Source organism: Chryseobacterium aahli (assembly GCF_022699665.1).
In the GTDB taxonomy this organism is placed as follows: Bacteria; Bacteroidota; Bacteroidia; order Flavobacteriales; family Weeksellaceae; genus Chryseobacterium; species Chryseobacterium aahli.
The window spans coordinates 23,964-40,947 of record NZ_JALDNB010000014.1 but is presented as its reverse complement, the minus strand read 5'-3'; the positions used below and the strand labels follow the sequence as shown (position 1 = coordinate 40,947).

General features: G+C 34.3%; 13 protein-coding genes. 10 read left to right on the top strand and 3 right to left on the bottom strand.

Annotation, left to right across the window (positions count from 1 at the left end; all coding sequences use genetic code 11):
- The first annotated feature begins 15 nt into the window (after positions 1-15).
- From porU to MQX03_RS18045, 3 genes are all read left to right on the top strand, one after another.
- Positions 16-3,912: a type IX secretion system sortase PorU gene (gene porU, locus MQX03_RS18055; protein WP_242804692.1), complete on the top strand. Its 3,897-nt coding sequence runs from the start codon at positions 16-18 to the stop codon at positions 3,910-3,912.
- A 56-nt stretch (positions 3,913-3,968) separates the two neighbouring features.
- Entirely contained in the window at positions 3,969-5,129 is a 1,161-nt protein-coding gene (gene porV, locus MQX03_RS18050) for a type IX secretion system outer membrane channel protein PorV (protein ID WP_129536382.1), read from the top strand.
- A 198-nt stretch (positions 5,130-5,327) separates the two neighbouring features.
- Positions 5,328-7,589: an FUSC family protein gene (locus MQX03_RS18045; protein WP_242804690.1), complete on the top strand. Its 2,262-nt coding sequence runs from the start codon at positions 5,328-5,330 to the stop codon at positions 7,587-7,589.
- Here MQX03_RS18045 and MQX03_RS18040 read toward each other — a convergent pair.
- Together MQX03_RS18040 and MQX03_RS18035 are read right to left on the bottom strand one after the other, a co-directional pair.
- Entirely contained in the window at positions 7,570-8,184 is a 615-nt protein-coding gene (locus MQX03_RS18040) for a 4'-phosphopantetheinyl transferase family protein (RefSeq protein ID WP_242804688.1), read from the bottom strand. The two genes, MQX03_RS18045 and MQX03_RS18040, sit on opposite strands and share 20 nt — an antisense overlap.
- 235 nt (positions 8,185-8,419) lie before the next feature.
- Positions 8,420-8,944 carry a HugZ family pyridoxamine 5'-phosphate oxidase gene (locus tag MQX03_RS18035; RefSeq protein ID WP_242804687.1) on the bottom strand — a complete coding sequence of 175 codons (525 nt, stop codon included), beginning with the start codon at positions 8,942-8,944 and terminating at the stop codon, positions 8,420-8,422.
- A 164-nt stretch (positions 8,945-9,108) separates the two neighbouring features.
- Here MQX03_RS18035 and ahcY point away from each other — a divergent pair, with 164 nt between their 5' ends.
- From ahcY to yiaA, 3 genes are all read left to right on the top strand, one after another.
- Positions 9,109-10,425 carry an adenosylhomocysteinase gene (gene ahcY / locus MQX03_RS18030; RefSeq protein WP_242804686.1) on the top strand — a complete coding sequence of 439 codons (1,317 nt, stop codon included), beginning with the start codon at positions 9,109-9,111 and terminating at the stop codon, positions 10,423-10,425.
- Between the two features lie 112 nt (positions 10,426-10,537).
- Positions 10,538-11,344 (top strand): hypothetical protein, encoded by an 807-nt coding sequence (locus MQX03_RS18025; protein WP_242804684.1) that lies wholly within the window; start codon positions 10,538-10,540, stop codon positions 11,342-11,344.
- 212 nt (positions 11,345-11,556) lie between these two features.
- Positions 11,557-11,949, top strand: coding sequence for an inner membrane protein YiaA (gene yiaA, locus MQX03_RS18020; protein ID WP_129536377.1), 393 nt, complete (start codon positions 11,557-11,559; stop codon positions 11,947-11,949).
- Positions 11,950-12,029: 80 nt separating this feature from the next.
- Here the strand turns inward: yiaA and purE are convergent, their stop codons facing one another.
- A complete protein-coding gene (purE, locus tag MQX03_RS18015) occupies positions 12,030-12,533 on the bottom strand; it encodes a 5-(carboxyamino)imidazole ribonucleotide mutase (protein ID WP_242804682.1) in 504 nt (167 codons plus the stop codon).
- Positions 12,534-12,675: 142 nt separating this feature from the next.
- Between purE and MQX03_RS18010 the strand changes: the two genes are divergently transcribed.
- The 4 genes from MQX03_RS18010 (at position 12,676) to MQX03_RS17995 (ending at position 16,968) form a co-directional block, all read left to right on the top strand.
- Positions 12,676-13,584 carry a DMT family transporter gene (locus MQX03_RS18010; protein WP_129536373.1) on the top strand — a complete coding sequence of 303 codons (909 nt, stop codon included), beginning with the start codon at positions 12,676-12,678 and terminating at the stop codon, positions 13,582-13,584.
- A 109-nt stretch (positions 13,585-13,693) separates the two neighbouring features.
- Positions 13,694-14,263, top strand: coding sequence for a hypothetical protein (locus tag MQX03_RS18005; RefSeq protein ID WP_242804680.1), 570 nt, complete (start codon positions 13,694-13,696; stop codon positions 14,261-14,263).
- Between the two features lie 6 nt (positions 14,264-14,269).
- Complete coding sequence (locus MQX03_RS18000) at positions 14,270-16,390, top strand: cation:proton antiporter (RefSeq protein ID WP_242804678.1); 2,121 nt, start codon at positions 14,270-14,272, stop codon at positions 16,388-16,390.
- 65 nt (positions 16,391-16,455) lie between these two features.
- Entirely contained in the window at positions 16,456-16,968 is a 513-nt protein-coding gene (locus MQX03_RS17995; protein ID WP_242804676.1) for a hypothetical protein, read from the top strand.
- Positions 16,969-16,984 lie beyond the last annotated feature (16 nt).

The window sequence follows — 16,984 nt, the reverse complement described above, 5'->3', positions numbered from 1 at the left end:
ATTTCAAAAACTAACATGAGACTAAAAACGACTCTATTCTTTCTATTCGCTTTTATATCAACGACTTGGGCTCAAAGAATCTCCATAGAATGGGATGGAGCAAAAATCGAAGATTTTGGCGATGCAAAAAAGAATCTTCCAAATTTTAAAAATGAAGGTTTTTCTTTCAGCCAAAATAATATTTTTATCCAAAACAAGCAAAAAATTGGTGAAAATCAACTGAAAGTTTCTAATCTCGTTTGGGAAGCAGTTTCAAATAGAGATTTATTCGATATCAACAAAGATCTTCTACCCGATTACGACATTGCTGATATCAATTACACGTATATCGAAGGGGAAAGATATGCTAATATCAACGTCGGATTATTTAAAAATGTAAAAGGAAGAGTACAAAGACTTTCATCTTTTGAACTCTTGCCTTCTGCAACACCGGTCAACTTTAGTGCTTTGAAAGTAGGAACCACTGTAAATCCTTTATCATCAGGCGGTTTTTATAAAATCAAAGTCGATAAATCAGGAATTTTTAAAATTACCGCACAGTTTCTAAGAGACATAGGAATCAATCCCGCAAACGTAAATCCTAAGAATTTCAGAATTTATGGTAACGGCGGTATTATGCTTCCTGAATATAATCAGGATGTAAAATACAGCGCTCTTCAGGAAAACTCAATTCAGGTTGTAGGTGAAGATGATAGTGTTTGGAATGATGGTGACTATGCTTTATTTTATGCACAAGGGCCAAACGGTTATAATTTATATAATACCGCAAATGGTAATGGTATTAAAAGAAATGACACAAGAAATGACCGGAGCGAAAATGTAAAAAATATTTATGAAGATTTTTCTTATTATTATATTAACTATGATAAAGGCGCAGGAAAAAGAGTTCAGAATGTTGATTTGAATTTACCACCGACACCGCTAATTACCAGATATGATGATTATCAGGTTATCAATACAGATCAGAAAAACTTATTAAAAGTAGGAAGAATCTGGGTAGAAGACCAGCCTTTTTCTACTGAAAAAACAATTACATTTAATTTAAACTCACCCATTCAGGGAGGTGATGCTATTCGCTACAGAACGCAAGTTATTGGTTACAAATCTCAGCAAAACAATGTGGGTTTCACTATCAATAATCAAAATTCTTCAACGATAAGTGTGCCACCCAATGGATCAAATTATGTTTATGATTTTTTCCCTCTGAGATATACCGGCACAATTTCTAATTTAAGCGGAAACCAAATCAGCTTTAAATACACCCCAAATATTGCCACGAATCCTAACGGAACCTTTTATTTAGACTATGTAGAAGTACAATATAAAGAAGATTTAAAATTTAACGGAACTCAAATGAGCTTCCGTGATTATTCTTTATTGAGTGGTTCTAATACAAACTATGGTTTCAGCATCTCTACAGCAACTAATGTGGAGCAAGTTTGGGATGTTACAGATATCACCAATGCAAACAGAAGAGTAAACAAAGCTGCGGGAACAGGAGCTTTTAATTTCGCATACAATAGTTCAAATACTTCTTTCAATAATGAGTTTGTTGCTTTCCGAGCTGATGCTGCTTTTTCGCCACAATTTGTTGAAAGAATAAATAATCAGAATCTTTCTGCTTTACAAAATGTAGACTATTTGATTATCACAACACCTGAGATGATGTCTCAGGCTCAGAGACTTGCAAATTACCATCAGACAAAAAACAACTATTCTGTACAAATTATAGATCCTGCTAAAATTTATAATGAATTTGGAAGCGGAAGCAGAGATCTTACAGCAATAAGAGATTTCGTAACAAAACTAAACACGCCACTCGGAAGTTTAAAGTATGTTTTCATTTTAGGTGATGGATCTTATGATTACAAAAACAGAGTTGCAAATAACTCTAATGTAGTGTCCAGTTATGAGAGTGAAGAATCAGCAGATTTTATCAGCTCTTTTGTTACTGACGATTATATTGTAATGACCAAGCCACAAACTTCGTCATTTCTATCAAATAATTTACCCGATCTTCCCGTTGGGAGAATTCCAGCAGCTAATCCTTCGGAAGCAGCTAGCATGATGGACAAAACATTGGCGTATTACAATTCTTTATCTGGCCAGTCAACTCCTTTTGGTGAATGGAGAATGAAATTAGACTTCGTAGTAGATGATGACAATGACGGTGGTCCACCCTTCCATACTGTAATGAATAATACGTTGGCAAGTACATTTGAGTTACCATTAAGTAATTTGCTTAAAGAATATAACGTTAGAAAATTATATTTAGATGCATTCCAAGCACAGAGTTCTGCTGGTGGACAAAGATATCCACAAGTAAACCAAGCGATTTCAAATGACCTAGGGAACAGTTTATACCTTTTCTATTTCGGACATGGTGGTATCAATGGTTGGGCTCAGGAGAGAGTATTTACTTTAGATGAAATTCAAAATGCCAATAACTTCTCAAATGTGTACAGCAGATTCCCCTTTGTTTCTACAATTACTTGTGAATTTACCCTTTGGGATGAACCGGCGACAGCATCTGCAGGAGAACAGTTATTAAAATTAAAACAAGGTGGGGCTGCAGCAATGATTACTTCTAGCCGTGCAGTAGGTGTAGGATATGGTGTTGATTTCACCAATCTTTATACAAAAGATATTTTCAAATTGGTTAATGATGATTTCATACCTCTGGGTGATGCCCATTTAAATGCTAAAAAATTAAGAGGCTCTGATCCCAATCACTTAAAAGTAAATCTATTAGGAGATCCTGCAATGAAATTAAGCAGACCTCAAAGATTATTGGTGATTGATAATATTGAAACGCCAGTTCCAGGGTTAATCAGAGGATTAGATTTCGTGAAAATTAAAGGTCACATCAATAATTCAAATGGTTCTACAAACACGACATTCAACGGAAGAGTGGTTATTAATATTTTTGATAAAAGATTAAATAAAACAACATTAAATAATGACAGCGGTTTAACTCCTATTTTACAATATACAGAAGAAGGAAGTGCTATTGTAAAAGCTTCCGGAACTGCTGTAAATGGAGTATTCACCGTAGAATTCTATGTTCCGAAAGACATCAATTATGCAGTAGGTGAAGGAAGATTATTAGGTTATGCTGATAATAAATCTATTGATGTGTTCAACAATCAACCTGTTCAGGTAGGTGATATCAATCCTAACGGAATCAACGATAACGAACCGCCAAGAGTAAAGCTTTATATGAACAATACAAACTTTGCAAACGGAGGAATTACAGACCAAAACCCAATGCTTCTTGCTTGTGTAACAGACGATACAGGAATAAATTCTACAGGATCTGGTATTGGTCACGATATTACTGTATATTTGGACGGTCAAATTATAAACACCATCGTTTTAAATGATTTCTTTGCTTCTGGAGAAGGAAATGGATGTCTTAATCCTGGCCTAGCAGATTATCAAAAAGGGAATGTATCTTATCCTTTTAGAAATTTGCCGATAGGGCAGCATCAGCTTACATTTAAAGTTTGGGACATAAACAATAATTCGACGACTGAAACGTTAAACTTTGAAGTTAAAGACGAGGCAGATCAGCATTTGGTGATCAACAGACCATTAAACTGGCCAAACCCTTTTACAAACAAAACATACATTCACTTTGAGCATAACTGTGATGATATTTTAGATGTAAACGTTCAAATTTATACGATTACAGGAAAATTAGTAAGAACTTTGAGTCAGCCGGTAGTTGCAGAACCGTTCCTACAAGGCTTTAGAACGCCTCGTCAGGCAATAGAATGGGACGGAAAAGATGATTTTGGTGATACCGTAGCAAAAGGTACGTATATTTTTAAGATATTTGCAAAAAGTCAAAATCAAGAAAAATGCAAAGGAAGTGCTACAGCTGTAGAAAAAATGGTACTTTTGAAGTAAAATAATAAATAATTAAGAATATCAATAAAAAACTGATAATATATAAAAGACAACATATGAATTTAACTACTAAATTGCTTTTGGGGATTGGTTTGAGTGCTGGGTTTATAGGCTATGCGCAAGATTTGAATCAGGTAAGACCTGTATTAACCGGAGCTCCATTCTTGAGAATTGCGCCAGATGCAAGATCAGGAGGTATGGGAGACCAAGGGGTCGTTACTTCCCCGGATGCTTTTTCTCAATTCTGGAATGCAGCAAAATATCCTTTTAGCAGAACGAGTTCTTCTGTGGGTATCAACTATACGCCTTACATGGGGAAACTTACAAATGATGTATTTTTACTATACGGAGCGTTCCATAAATTCTTAGGTCAGGAAGAAAGATCTACGATATCAGCAAGTATTTATTATTTCAATATGGGTGAGGTAGACCTTACTTCATTGGTAGGTAATGACGTAACTTCTAACGGTACTTCTAAGCCAAACGAATTCTCAATTGATGTTGCTTATGGTCTGAAGCTTTCTGATTCTTTCTCTGCGGCTGTTACTGGTAGATTTATTCGTTCAGATTTGGCCGGTGGATTCAACACAGATACTACACTGAAGCCAGCAAACAGTTTTGCTGTAGACGTTTCAGCATATTATACTTCTCCTAAATTTTCAAGCTTTGGAGGTTACGATGGTAAATTGAATGGTGGTTTTGCAATAACCAATGTGGGTCCAAAATTGGATTATACAGGAAACGAGGAATCAAGATCTTATCTTCCGACTATGGCAAGATTAGGTATTGGTTATGATATGTATCTGGATGATGTAAACAGAGTTGGATTGAGCGTTGAAGGTTCAAAAATCTTGGTACCTGGATCTGAATTTATTGGAAATGACCCAAGAGGAATTCCTCAGTATGCAGTGCCAAATGTAGGTCCTATAGCAGGAATTGGAAAATCTTTCAAAAATCCTGAATCAATCATGTACAGTGGTGCTTTAGAATATTCTTATGACAATGCATTTGCTGTAAGAGGTGGTTACTTCCACGAAAGTGAAGTACAGGGAGCAAGACAGTTTGCAACTGCCGGTATCGGTTTAAAATATCGTTCTTTCGGATTAGATATTTCTTACCTGATCAATATGTCTAAAATCAATACTGCTTTAGATAACACTCTACGTTTCGGTCTTACCTGGAACATCGGTGAAGAAACTTCTAATGTAGATAATTAAGAAACATATAATCAATAGTGAATTCACTATCGGTAAAACTTAAAAAGTCTCATGCTTCATGAGACTTTTTTTATGCAAAAAATTTAAATTTAATCATCAATCCATATTCCTTGACGAACTTGATTAATTTTAAATAAAATTCAAAATTCGCTGACTAACTAAAACAATCAATTCACATTTAACTCTTATTTTTGCACAATGAACTATTCTTTGGAGCTAAAAAAAATCGTCACCAGCCAGTATGTCTATTCTTCCATAAGAATTACATTGGCAACGGTTATTCCGTGTTTGATTCTCTCCTATTTTGGTTTGCTTAAAGAATATTTTCTTTTTCCTTTAGGTACAAGCTTCGTGGCACTCACTGATCAACCCGGACCCTTTATCAGAAGAAGAAATTCATTAACCTTTGCCATTTTCTGTTTCGTGATTGTTTCAGCGATTGCAAGTTTGGTGAAAGGCATTATTCCATTGGTCATTTTAGAAATTGTCGCTTTCGGAATGTTCTTTTCGTTAATTGGTGTGTATGGACAAAGACTTGCCGCTGTAGGATCATTAGCATTGGTTGTTCTCGCCATCTTTATTGACGGGCATTTAACGGGTGTCAATATTCTTAAAAGTCTTTTAATTTTTGCCTCAGGATGTATCTGGTTTTTATTGATTTTCTTAATTGTAACAACCATTCAGCCTTATAAACTCGCTAGTCAGATGATTGGTGAAAACTATCTTCAACTCGCAGAATTCCTAAAAATAAAAGCAAATTATTATCAGAAAAATCCTGATTTCGACAAGTTAAGTTTACAGATCATTGCTAAACAAATTGAGATTAAAAATCTACAGGAAGAAACACGAGAAACTGTTTTCAAAACAAGAACTATCGTCAACGAATCTACTACCATCAGCAGATTACTGATGCTGACGTTTTTGAATTCAATGGACTTGCACGAGAAATTAATGACCTCGGAAAGTGATTACAAAAAGCTCCAGCAAAGTTTCGAAGATTCTACGATTTTGGTTAAAATTCATGATTATCTAAATATACTCTCTGAAGAAATAGCCAACATCGGAATTTCTTTACAAAGCAGCACACGTGCAAAACCTGTTTTTAATTTGGAAGCTCGGTCACAAGATTTGAATGTTCATTATTTTGAATTAAGAAATAAAGAAATGAATCCCGATACGCTTGAAAACTTTATGATTTTGAGACAGATCATGATGCGTATCAATGAAATCACAAAAGAGATCAACGAAATATATAAAGTGTTTGCTCAAAACGTAAAATTGGCAAAAAGTCTTTCTACAGGTTTAGATTTGAAAAAGTTTATGCCGAATGAAGAAAAGATTAATTTTAAAGTTTTAAGAAGCAATATTTCTCTAACCTCATCGCATTTTCGTCATGCGATCAGAATTACCATTGCCTTGTTGCTGGGATATCTGGTTTCTCAACTTCCATTTTTAGTAATCGGGCATACGTATTGGATTTTAATCACGATTGTGGCAATTTTAAAACCCGCCTACTCGATTACCAAACAAAGAAACCTCCTACGTTTTTACGGCACAGTCGCAGGTGCAGTAATAGCTTATGTCATTTTATACTACGTTCACATTAATGCCATACTTTTTGCGATTCTTTTAGTGAGCATGATTTTATGTTTCAGCTTTCTGAAAGGACGATATTTTTGGGCAGTTCTTTTCATGACGATGTATGTTTTTATGAGTTTTAATTTTTTAAACCCAGGAAACGTCAATGTTATTTTTAAAGATAGAATTGTAGATACCATTATCGCAGGAATTATCGCTTTTTTGGTATCCTATATTGTGCTTCCGGTTTGGGAACATACCCAGAATTTAGATTTAATGAAGAAATCTGCGGAATCTAATCTTACCTATTTCCACAGTGTAATGTCTAAATTTCTGAATGAAAATTTTGATATTGAAGACTATAAAGTGAAAAGAAAAAATGCAATTATCTCACTCGCAAATTTGTCTGATAATTTTCAGCGAATGATTTCTGATCCTAAAAATCAGCAGAAAAAACTGGAAGTCGTACATCAGTTCGTTGCAACTTCACATTTGATTACGGCTTACACCGCTTCATTGTCACAATATGCAAAAGGTAATCAGGATTATCCTGAAATTGATTCTGAAAGCTGGAGCAAAAAAATAGAATCCGAAATGAATCAGGTGTCGGCCATTCTAAACGGCGATAAGATTACAGAAACTCTGAGAATGGACAGCCGCCTCGAACCTGAAGATTCTTCTATAGAAAATCTTCTTCTTCAGAGAAAAACTGAACTTTTGGAAAACGAACATTTCGATACAAGAGATCCGAATAAAATTTCTCATTTAACTGAGTTGAAAAACATTCATGATGTGCTGGAACTGATCTATGACGTCGCCAAAGAACAGAGAAAAGTAATTGAAAAATACAGAAAAGAAGAAATTACTCCTCCACAATCGTAAAGCAATAATCGTCAAAGAATTTCACGCGGGCTTTCAATTCATCAGAAAACTTATCGTCATGCACTCTGCAGCTGATATCAAAAAGATATTTAAGCTCAAAAGGTTTCACCTCGTAATGTTTTTTCAGCGACCAGTGTTTTGAATGGTGAATTTTGTACATACTTTCTTTCACGCTCCAGATAATCGTATAAAAAGTCACTTCATTATCGAAAGGAATAAACCCTCTTTCATTTTCGTAGGTGAATTTATCGATAACCCTTAAAATTTTAGGATTAAATTTTTCAATATCAATTCCTATTTTATTTTTTGAAATGGCGATCGCCGCAAACGGAAACGAATGGGTAATTGAAATTTCAGCATCTTTTGGGGAAAGAAAAGGCTCTCTTTCTTTGTATAGGATTTTCGAATTTGGTTTTAAACTTTTCAAAAGTTTTCTCACCATCAAAACTTCCAACAACTTTTTCGGATGATAATCTTTTACTTTTTCGGCATTTTCAGGCTCCAGAAGTTCATCAATATTCAATTCTTCACCGTCCTCATATTTCCAGATAAGAATAGTTGCAGCGTCGTCGGAAAAATCTCGATAAAGAGGCATGGCTTGATTTATTGGGTAAAAGTAAGAATTTTTTTTGGGCTGGAAGTTAGGTGATGAATAGTAGAATTTTTTAGAGTTTATGATTTGAACATTCAGTTTTCATTGAAATTAAAATATAATTCTTTAAAACAAAAAAATTCACTTAAATTTAAAACTTAAGTGAATTTATATATTATTTAAAAGCTGAAATTAAAGACAAAGATTAAAAATATCTGAAATCCAGCTTCCAGCAAATTTATTTAGGCTGATGATTCTGATCATTTCTGTGTTCCATGATTTCAAGATTTTCATCTACGAAATATGCACTTCCAAAACCATTTACATAAGCACCTTTCACAGGAGTTAAAGCAATTAAAATAAAATCTTTCATTTCAGAAATTACCTCTACTACTTTGCCATGAGTTTCTTTTAATTGACCAACCACTGTATTCCAAGTTTCAGAATCTCTTTTAATTTGAGAAGTTGAGGCTTCGATAGTTAATCTCTCACGAGCATAGATTTGCTTTGTAGCAGACTCATCTTCGATAAACATGATTGAAGTTTTTCTTCCTTCAGAAAGGTTTTTCGTGTGCTTCGCCATGAAAGATACTAATATATAAAAAGAGTTGTCAACTTGTACAAATGGTGCATAACTTGAGTTTGGAGTTCCTTCTGCATCTACAGTTGCCAAAATGATACTTTGGGTTCTTGCAATCAATTCTTTCACTTTTGGAGCAAGAGGTTTAGCCTGTCTTTGAGCTTCTTCCTGTGTATGATTCATAATATAGATTTATTTTATGCAAAAATACATTATTTAGAATTAAAACAAATAAAATTAAGGGTGTAAAATCTCATATTTGTGAAGTTAGGGGCTTGTTTTTTTATCTAAATTATATGTTGTAATTTTGCACTGTAATAATTTGAATTTAAAATCATTCATTATATATGAGTACTACAACACAATACGTTCCTTATAAAGTTAAGGATATCACCCTTGCAGAATGGGGAAGAAAAGAAATTACCCTTGCAGAAGCAGAAATGCCAGGTTTGATGTCAATCCGTGAAGAATTCGGATCATCTCAGCCATTGAAAGGAGCAAGAATCGCAGGATGTCTTCACATGACGATCCAGACTGCAGTTTTGATCGAAACATTAGTTGCTCTTGGAGCTGAAGTTACTTGGTCTTCTTGTAATATTTTCTCTACTCAGGATCACGCTGCTGCTGCAATTGCTGCTGCCGGAATTCCTGTTTACGCTTGGAAGGGTCTTAACGAAGAAGAATTTGACTGGTGTATTGAGCAAACTTTATTCTTCGGTGAAGACAGAAAGCCATTAAACATGATTTTGGATGATGGTGGAGATTTGACGAACATGGTTTTCGACAGATACCCTGAATTTACAAAAGACATCAAAGGACTTTCTGAAGAAACTACTACAGGTGTTCACAGATTGTACGAAAGAATGAAAAACGGAACTTTGGTAATGCCTGCAATCAACGTAAATGATTCGGTTACTAAATCTAAGTTTGATAACAAATATGGTTGTAAAGAATCTGCTGTAGATGCAGTAAGAAGAGCTACAGACATTATGTTGGCTGGTAAGAGAGTGGTAGTTTGCGGTTACGGTGATGTTGGTAAAGGTACTGCTGCTTCTTTCAGAGGTGCAGGTTCTATCGTTACGGTTACTGAAATCGATCCTATCTGTGCTTTACAAGCTGCAATGGACGGTTTTGAAGTAAAAAGATTAGATACTGTAGTAGATAACGCAGATATCGTAATCACTACAACTGGTAACTTCAACATCGTAAGAAAAGAACATTTCTTAAAATTAAAAGATAAAGCTATCGTTTGTAACATCGGCCACTTCGATAACGAAATCGATATGGCTTGGTTAAACGAAAACTACGGTCACACAAAATCTGAGGTGAAGCCACAAGTTGACATCTATACTTTGGAAGAAGGTAAAGAAGTGATCATCCTTGCAGAAGGTAGATTGGTAAACCTTGGTTGTGCAACTGGTCACCCAAGTTTTGTAATGTCTAACTCTTTCTCTAACCAAACTTTAGCTCAAATCGAACTTTGGACTAATTCTGAGGCTTACGGAAACGAAGTTTATATGTTGCCTAAACATTTAGATGAAAAAGTAGCAGCTCTTCACCTTAAGAAATTAAGCGTTGAGCTAGAAGTTCTTTCTACTGAGCAAGCTGAATATATTGGTGTAGATGTGAAAGGACCTTATAAGCCTGAGTATTACAGATATTAATCTGTTTTAAATATAAAGAAAATCCCATTATTCAAAATAGTGGGATTTTTTTGTTTATAATCCTTTTAAACCCTGCAAGGAATTCTTACTTTTGAAAAATTAAAATTTGAAAATGAGAAAGTATATTGTCCTGAGCTTAATGAGCTCTGTTTTATTCCTAAACAGTTGTGAAAGTGAGGATGAGATTGAACTTATTACTGATCCTGTGGAACAAAGGATATTATTGAGCAAAGTCACTACAGTTTATTATGATAATCCTGCAAATCCTGAGACTAGCATATCAACGTTGGATTATAATAGTCAGGGACAATTAATTAAAAGTGTATCTGCAGGGAGATCTTCAACTGTAGAATATAATACAGCAGGAAAACCTGTAAAAACGAATTATTATAACACTGACGGAACGATAGAATATTTCTCGCTATATAGCTACAACGGTGAAGAACTTACAAACGTCAAAGCAATCTACAGTAATGCTGATTTTAACAGAACTATCAATTACACATACAATAATGGTAAAGTTGCAACCTCAACTCTTTGCCAAACAGCAGATTGCAGCAACCCGATTACATCTTCCTATACTTACAACGGAGAAAATATTACTGTAGAAACTTCTGAAATTGGAAGCACTTTTTCTTCATCCAGCAAGCGTGAATATTTATACGACAATCAACTGAATCCTTTTACTTTTACTAACAAATATTTCAGAATAATGATGGGTGGAGCGTATGCTATAAGTAAAAATAATTATGCCTCAGAAAGAATTAGTTATAAAGACAGTTCAGGCAATTGGGTACAGAATCAGCAAGTCATTTATGAAATTCAGTATAACAGCGCGCAATTACCTATTCAAGTTGTTGGAAAAACCACAACCGGCGCTAATTATGTAAAATATAATTATGAGTACATTGTTCAATAATTGTTGTTGAAATTTTAATATTTCTTCCCCCTTCTAAAATAAGGGTAATTTCACATGCTTATTTAATTAATCAGTTAATTTCTTTCTAAATTTCTTCGGAAAGTAATTTTAACTCATAATTTTCCAAATAGAGTGACAAAGTTTATATTTAATTAACAGTCATTCACAAAAAAATAATATATTTGGACGAACTAAAATTAAAAACATAAACAATGAAAAAACAGGGAGTTTCAAATGCGTTTGTCGCAGCTTCGTGGGTCGCTTTGGGTGCCGGAATGATAGGCTACATTGTAGGTCTCGTAAGAGCAGAGATGCAGCTTAATGAGAAAGGATATTATTTTGTAATTCTCCTGTACGGATTATTTGCAGTAGTATCTTTACAAAAAGCTGTACGAGACAGAATGGAAAACATCAAAGTAACCGATATCTACTACGGAATCTGTTGGTTTGCTACTCTATCATCGATTGTTTTGTTAACTGTAGGTTTGTTTAATGCCACCATTCTGCCTAGTGAAAAAGGCTTTTATGCTTTTGCATTTTTATTGGCTCTTTTTGGAGCAATTGCTGTACAAAAGAATACGCGGGATAATATGATGGAAGATTAAGCATATAAACTCAAAAATATCTTTTATAAAAATTGCCTCGTAAATTACGAGGCAATTTTTATATGTAATATGGTAATTAACTATAAATCATACAAATTAGGATGTTTAGCTTTGATATCATCCACTGTTCCTAAAACCTTATCTTTCAAAGTATCCTGATAAATCTGAAGCTTTTCTGCTATACTTTCATCACCTGTTCCTAATATTTTCGCAGCTAAAATTCCGGCATTTAAAGCACCATTCAAAGCTACAGTCGCTACAGGAATTCCGCCCGGCATTTGAAGAATTGATAAAACAGAATCCCAGCCATCAATAGAATTGCTTGATAAAATAGGAACTCCGATTACGGGTAAAGTCGTACAACTTGCCACCATTCCTGGAAGATGGGCTGCTCCACCAGCTCCTGCAATGATAACTTTCAACCCTCTTTTCTTAGCGTGTTTAGCATAATCAAACATTCTTTCGGGAGTTCTGTGTGCCGAAACTACAGTCAGCTCGTAAGGAATGTCTAAACTTTTCAAAAAATTTGCTGCCAGTTCCATGATTGGCAAGTCGCTCTGACTTCCCATGATAATTCCTACCATTTCTTCAATTTTATTAGATGCTTCAAAGATAAGGATTTTAAAGAAGGTGAAAAGTGAATTTTGCTTCGCAAGTGAATAAGTGAAATTGGTCTATTTTTCATTCTAAAATAAATATCTTTGTCATTTGATTTCCCCCACTCCATTGAAAAATTACAAACTTACTTTTGCTATTCTAACTGTCGCTATCGTGTGGGGAACCACTTTTTTATCCATTCGTGTGGCAGTAGAAACTATTCCGGCTTGGTTTGTTGCAGGAATTCGTCAGCTTTTGGCAGGAATTATTATGTTGATGATCCTACTCTACCGAAAGGAATTCAAATGGATAGGCTGGAAAAACTTGAAATATCAATTAATATTTTCTACATTAATGCTCATCATCGCCAACGGAATGACCACTGTTGCGGAAGAATCTGTGACAAGTAGTTTGGCATCTTTAATGAGTGCCTGTTCGCCCATTGTGGTTTTTCTTGGAAGTGTGGCAATTGGTTTACAGAAATTCAGTTTTCGGGCTTTAATAGGGATTATTCTTTGTTTCAGCGGGATACTTTTTATTTTTTGGGACGGCTTGAACGATTTGGCAAATCCCGATTATCTGATGGGAATTATTTTCCTTTTTGTGGCAATTTTAGGATGGGCTTCAGGAACTATTTTCACTAAAAAATTAAATCTTCAAAGCAAAAATATCACCCTGAATCTTTTCTACCAATTTATGTTTGCAGGAATTATTCAGCTTATTTTTGCCTTTCTTTTCTCAGAAAATTACAATTTTGAAAACTGGAGTGCAGTTAGTATTTCTGCTACGCTATATTTGGCAGTTTTCGGTTCTGTCGCTGCATTTTTTGCTTTCCATTATGCGCTGACAAAAATTTCTCCGGTGCAGGTCTCCATTTTAGCCTACATCAACACCATTATTTCCATATTTCTAAGTTGGTTGATTTTAAATGAAACAATTTCGGCTAAATTTATCATTGCAGCCGTTTTAATTATTCTAGGAGTTTTCATTACTAATTATAATCCGGAACTCTTTAAAAGAAAGAGAGTTGAAGAATAATTTCACACAAAATATTTCTACAAAAGCATAAAAATTCTCTTCTAAAAAACGTTCATTCATTTTTCTTTGTCACAATTTTTGCCTATATTTTTAGAATAATTCGTGCATTATGACAAAAAAATCTCCCTTTATATTTCTCGTTCTATTTGCAATTTTCCAAAGCTGTGATGATAAAGAAAAAAATCAGCAACTTACTGACCGTGAAAATGTACTTTTAGAAAAAGAAAAACTATTCGCAAAAAAAGAATCTGAATACCAATCTCTTATCAAACTGAGAGACAGTATTTTCAGTAAAAAAAATTCTGTAGAAACCGTACAAAAATGGCCTGTAGAAATTCTAGGAGAATGGACAGGTAAAGTTATCTGTACAGAATCTTCTTGTAGCGACTACGTCATTGGAGATCAACGAATTGACACCTGGGAATTTGACAGTGATTCTACTCAATTATTTTCTAAAATTGTGAACAATAATAAATTGGTTAGATTATATTCCGGAAAATTTGAAAATAATGAAGTTAAGCTGAATTACAAAACAGATTCTACCACCGAGAAAAACGTAGAAATGAATGTTCTTTTAAATGAAATATCAGCAAACAAAATTCGGGGAACACGTACCGTAAGCGTTGATAACAAATGTACGGCAAAGTTTTCTGTGGAACTGACACGTCTTTCAAAATAAACACATATGATTTTAAGCATACACAACCTTAGCCTTCCCTTTGAAGACCCTGTTCTGAAATTTTTGCTGGTTTTGATTATAATTTTAGCGGCGCCACTTTTACTGAACAAAATTAAAGTTCCCCATCTTTTAGGGTTGATTATCGCCGGAGCCATCATTGGTCCCAACGGATTTAATGTCTTGGCAAGAGACAGCAGCATAGTTGTTACAGGAACTACGGGACTACTTTATATCATGTTTCTCGCCGGGCTCGAAATCGACATGGGAGATTTCAAGAAAAACAAATGGAAAAGTCTCACATTCGGGCTCTATACCTTCATTGTGCCTTTTGTTTTAGGATTTTTGGGAGGTCATTATATTTTAAATTTCTCTGTACTGACTTCTGTACTTTTTGCAAGTTTATTTTCTTCACATACACTCATCGCTTATCCGTTAGTGAGCAAATTAGGAATTGCAAAAAACCTGTCTGTCAACATCACAGTCGGCGGAACGATGATTACGGATGTTCTAGCCCTTTTGGTTTTAGCTATTATTGTCGGAATGTCACAAGGTGATGTGGGAACAGCTTTTTGGGTAAAACTTTCGGTTTCATTTATTGTTTTCGGACTGATTGTTTTACTGGTTTTTCCGATAATTGGAAGATGGTTTTTCAAAAAAGTGGATGATAAAATTTCGCAGTATATTTTTGTATTGGTAATGATATATCTTGCTGCGTTATTGGCAGAATTGGCAGGTGTAGAAGCGATTATCGGAGCGTTCTTTGCCGGCTTGGCTTTAAACAGACTGATTCCTCATACTTCGTCATTGATGAATCGTGTTGAATTTGTCGGAAATGCGATTTTTATTCCGTTTTTCCTGATTAGTGTAGGAATGCTGATTGATTTTAAAGTATTTTTTAAAAGCTGGGAAACATTGGAAGTAGCAGCTGTCATGTTGGTCGCATCCATTGTAGGGAAATATGTTTCTGCAGTGGCTACGCAGAAAACTTTTAAACTCACAAAAGAAGAAGGAAAACTAATTTTTGGTTTAAGTTCGGCTTCTGCAGCAGCCACTTTAGCAGCCGTAATGGTCGGTTACAATATTATTCTTTCTGAAAGCGAAACCGGCGAACCCGTAAGATTATTAAACGAACACGTTCTGAACGGAAGTATTTTATTGATTTTAATTTCATGTACCGTTTCTTCTTTCGTATCCATGTCGAGCGCACAGAAAATTGCTGAAAGCGACCAAGAAGACACCGTTTCAGGGAATAATCATGAGGAGGAAAACATTCTTTTAGCTTTAAATTACGAAAAAACGGTAGAAAGAATGGTTAATTTGGGAATTTTGATTAAAGCCCATTCCAATATTGAAGATTTTTTTGCTTTGAATGTCATTAATGAAGATAAAAATGAATCTTCTGTAAAAAATGCAGAGAAACTTCTGCACCAGGCAACTGATACTGCAGCTTCTGCTGACATAAAATTGCAGGCCTTAAAAAGATATGACAATGACGTTATCAACGGCGTCAACAATGTAATCAAAGAACAAAAAATAACAGATCTGATTATTGGTTTGGAAGATGAAAAAGGCTTTTCCACTTCGTTTGCACATAATCTTTATAACGGATATTTGCAGAATGATGATGTAAACGTTTTTGTATATCATGCTGCCCAACCGCTTTCTACCATTAAAAAATACGCAGTAATGATTCCTGAAAACGCACATAAAGAAGCAGGATTTTTTCACGCGCTCGTTCGTGTTTGGAATATTGCAAGGAATTCGGGCGCCACGATTGTATTTTATGCTCCAGAAAATATTCTCAATATTTTACAGAAAATTATTAAAAAAGCCAATATTGAAGCTGAATTTATCATCCTGAACACATGGAAAGATGGCGAAGAAACGGCAGCTCAAATTAAAGAAGATGAGGGTCTGATTATTTTCATGGCCAAAAGAGGTATGCAGTCTTATATTCCGAGGATGAGAATGATTCCTGAGCTTTTAAACGGAAGGCTTCACGATAATAATTATTTGCTGATTTTCCCCTACTCAGAATTTAAACAGGAAAATATTGAAAGACGTTCTGTAGGAAATCATGATGATTTTATGGAAATCGGGAATGTGATTAAGAAGATTTTTAAGTAGTTATTAATTTTCCTGTAACAAATAATTCAATTAAATTCCTGATTTTTGCACAAAGTAAAAATTTAATGAAAAAGGGAGGAATATTACTATTATTGATTTTTATATCATCATGCAACTTATTAACAGCGCAGACAAATGATAAAAATTTAAATTCACAGTTACAGTTGATGAGAAAATATTTCCTTGAAGAAAATTATACAAAATTTTCTAATTTCATACACCCTGAAGTTTCAAAAATAATGGGTGGGAAAACAAAATTAATTAAGGCTACAGAAGATGCAATCAATAAAATGAAAAAAGATGGATTCACTTTTATAGATTTAAAAGTTAAAAATCCTTCAAAATTTATAAGAATAGGAAAGGAAACACAATTTACAATTACTCAGGAAATTTTGATGAATACTCCAAAAGGAAAAACTCTCGCTGAATATACATTAATTGGAATTTCTAACGATAACCAAAAAAATTGGAAGTTTATTGATACATCAGGTAAAACCAAAGAAACAATGAGAAAATATTTTCCCTTTTTAAGTAAAGATTTGATTATAAAACCTAAAACGCAAAAATTTATAAAATAAAAGACTGCCAAAAAGC

What these genes read in the sequence shown, in the direction of transcription:
- porU (WP_242804692.1), top strand. Translation starts at nt 16, where the DNA reads ATGAGACTAAAAACGACTCTATTCTTTCTATTCGCTTTTATATCAACG.
- porV (WP_129536382.1), top strand. Translation starts at nt 3,969, where the DNA reads ATGAATTTAACTACTAAATTGCTTTTGGGGATTGGTTTGAGTGCTGGG.
- MQX03_RS18045 (WP_242804690.1), top strand. Translation starts at nt 5,328, where the DNA reads ATGAACTATTCTTTGGAGCTAAAAAAAATCGTCACCAGCCAGTATGTC.
- MQX03_RS18040 (WP_242804688.1), bottom strand. Translation starts at nt 8,184, where the DNA reads ATGCCTCTTTATCGAGATTTTTCCGACGACGCTGCAACTATTCTTATC.
- MQX03_RS18035 (WP_242804687.1), bottom strand. Translation starts at nt 8,944, where the DNA reads ATGAATCATACACAGGAAGAAGCTCAAAGACAGGCTAAACCTCTTGCT.
- ahcY (WP_242804686.1), top strand. Translation starts at nt 9,109, where the DNA reads ATGAGTACTACAACACAATACGTTCCTTATAAAGTTAAGGATATCACC.
- MQX03_RS18025 (WP_242804684.1), top strand. Translation starts at nt 10,538, where the DNA reads ATGAGAAAGTATATTGTCCTGAGCTTAATGAGCTCTGTTTTATTCCTA.
- yiaA (WP_129536377.1), top strand. Translation starts at nt 11,557, where the DNA reads ATGAAAAAACAGGGAGTTTCAAATGCGTTTGTCGCAGCTTCGTGGGTC.
- purE (WP_242804682.1), bottom strand. Translation starts at nt 12,533, where the DNA reads ATGGTAGGAATTATCATGGGAAGTCAGAGCGACTTGCCAATCATGGAA.
- MQX03_RS18005 (WP_242804680.1), top strand. Translation starts at nt 13,694, where the DNA reads ATGACAAAAAAATCTCCCTTTATATTTCTCGTTCTATTTGCAATTTTC.
- MQX03_RS18000 (WP_242804678.1), top strand. Translation starts at nt 14,270, where the DNA reads ATGATTTTAAGCATACACAACCTTAGCCTTCCCTTTGAAGACCCTGTT.
- MQX03_RS17995 (WP_242804676.1), top strand. Translation starts at nt 16,456, where the DNA reads ATGAAAAAGGGAGGAATATTACTATTATTGATTTTTATATCATCATGC.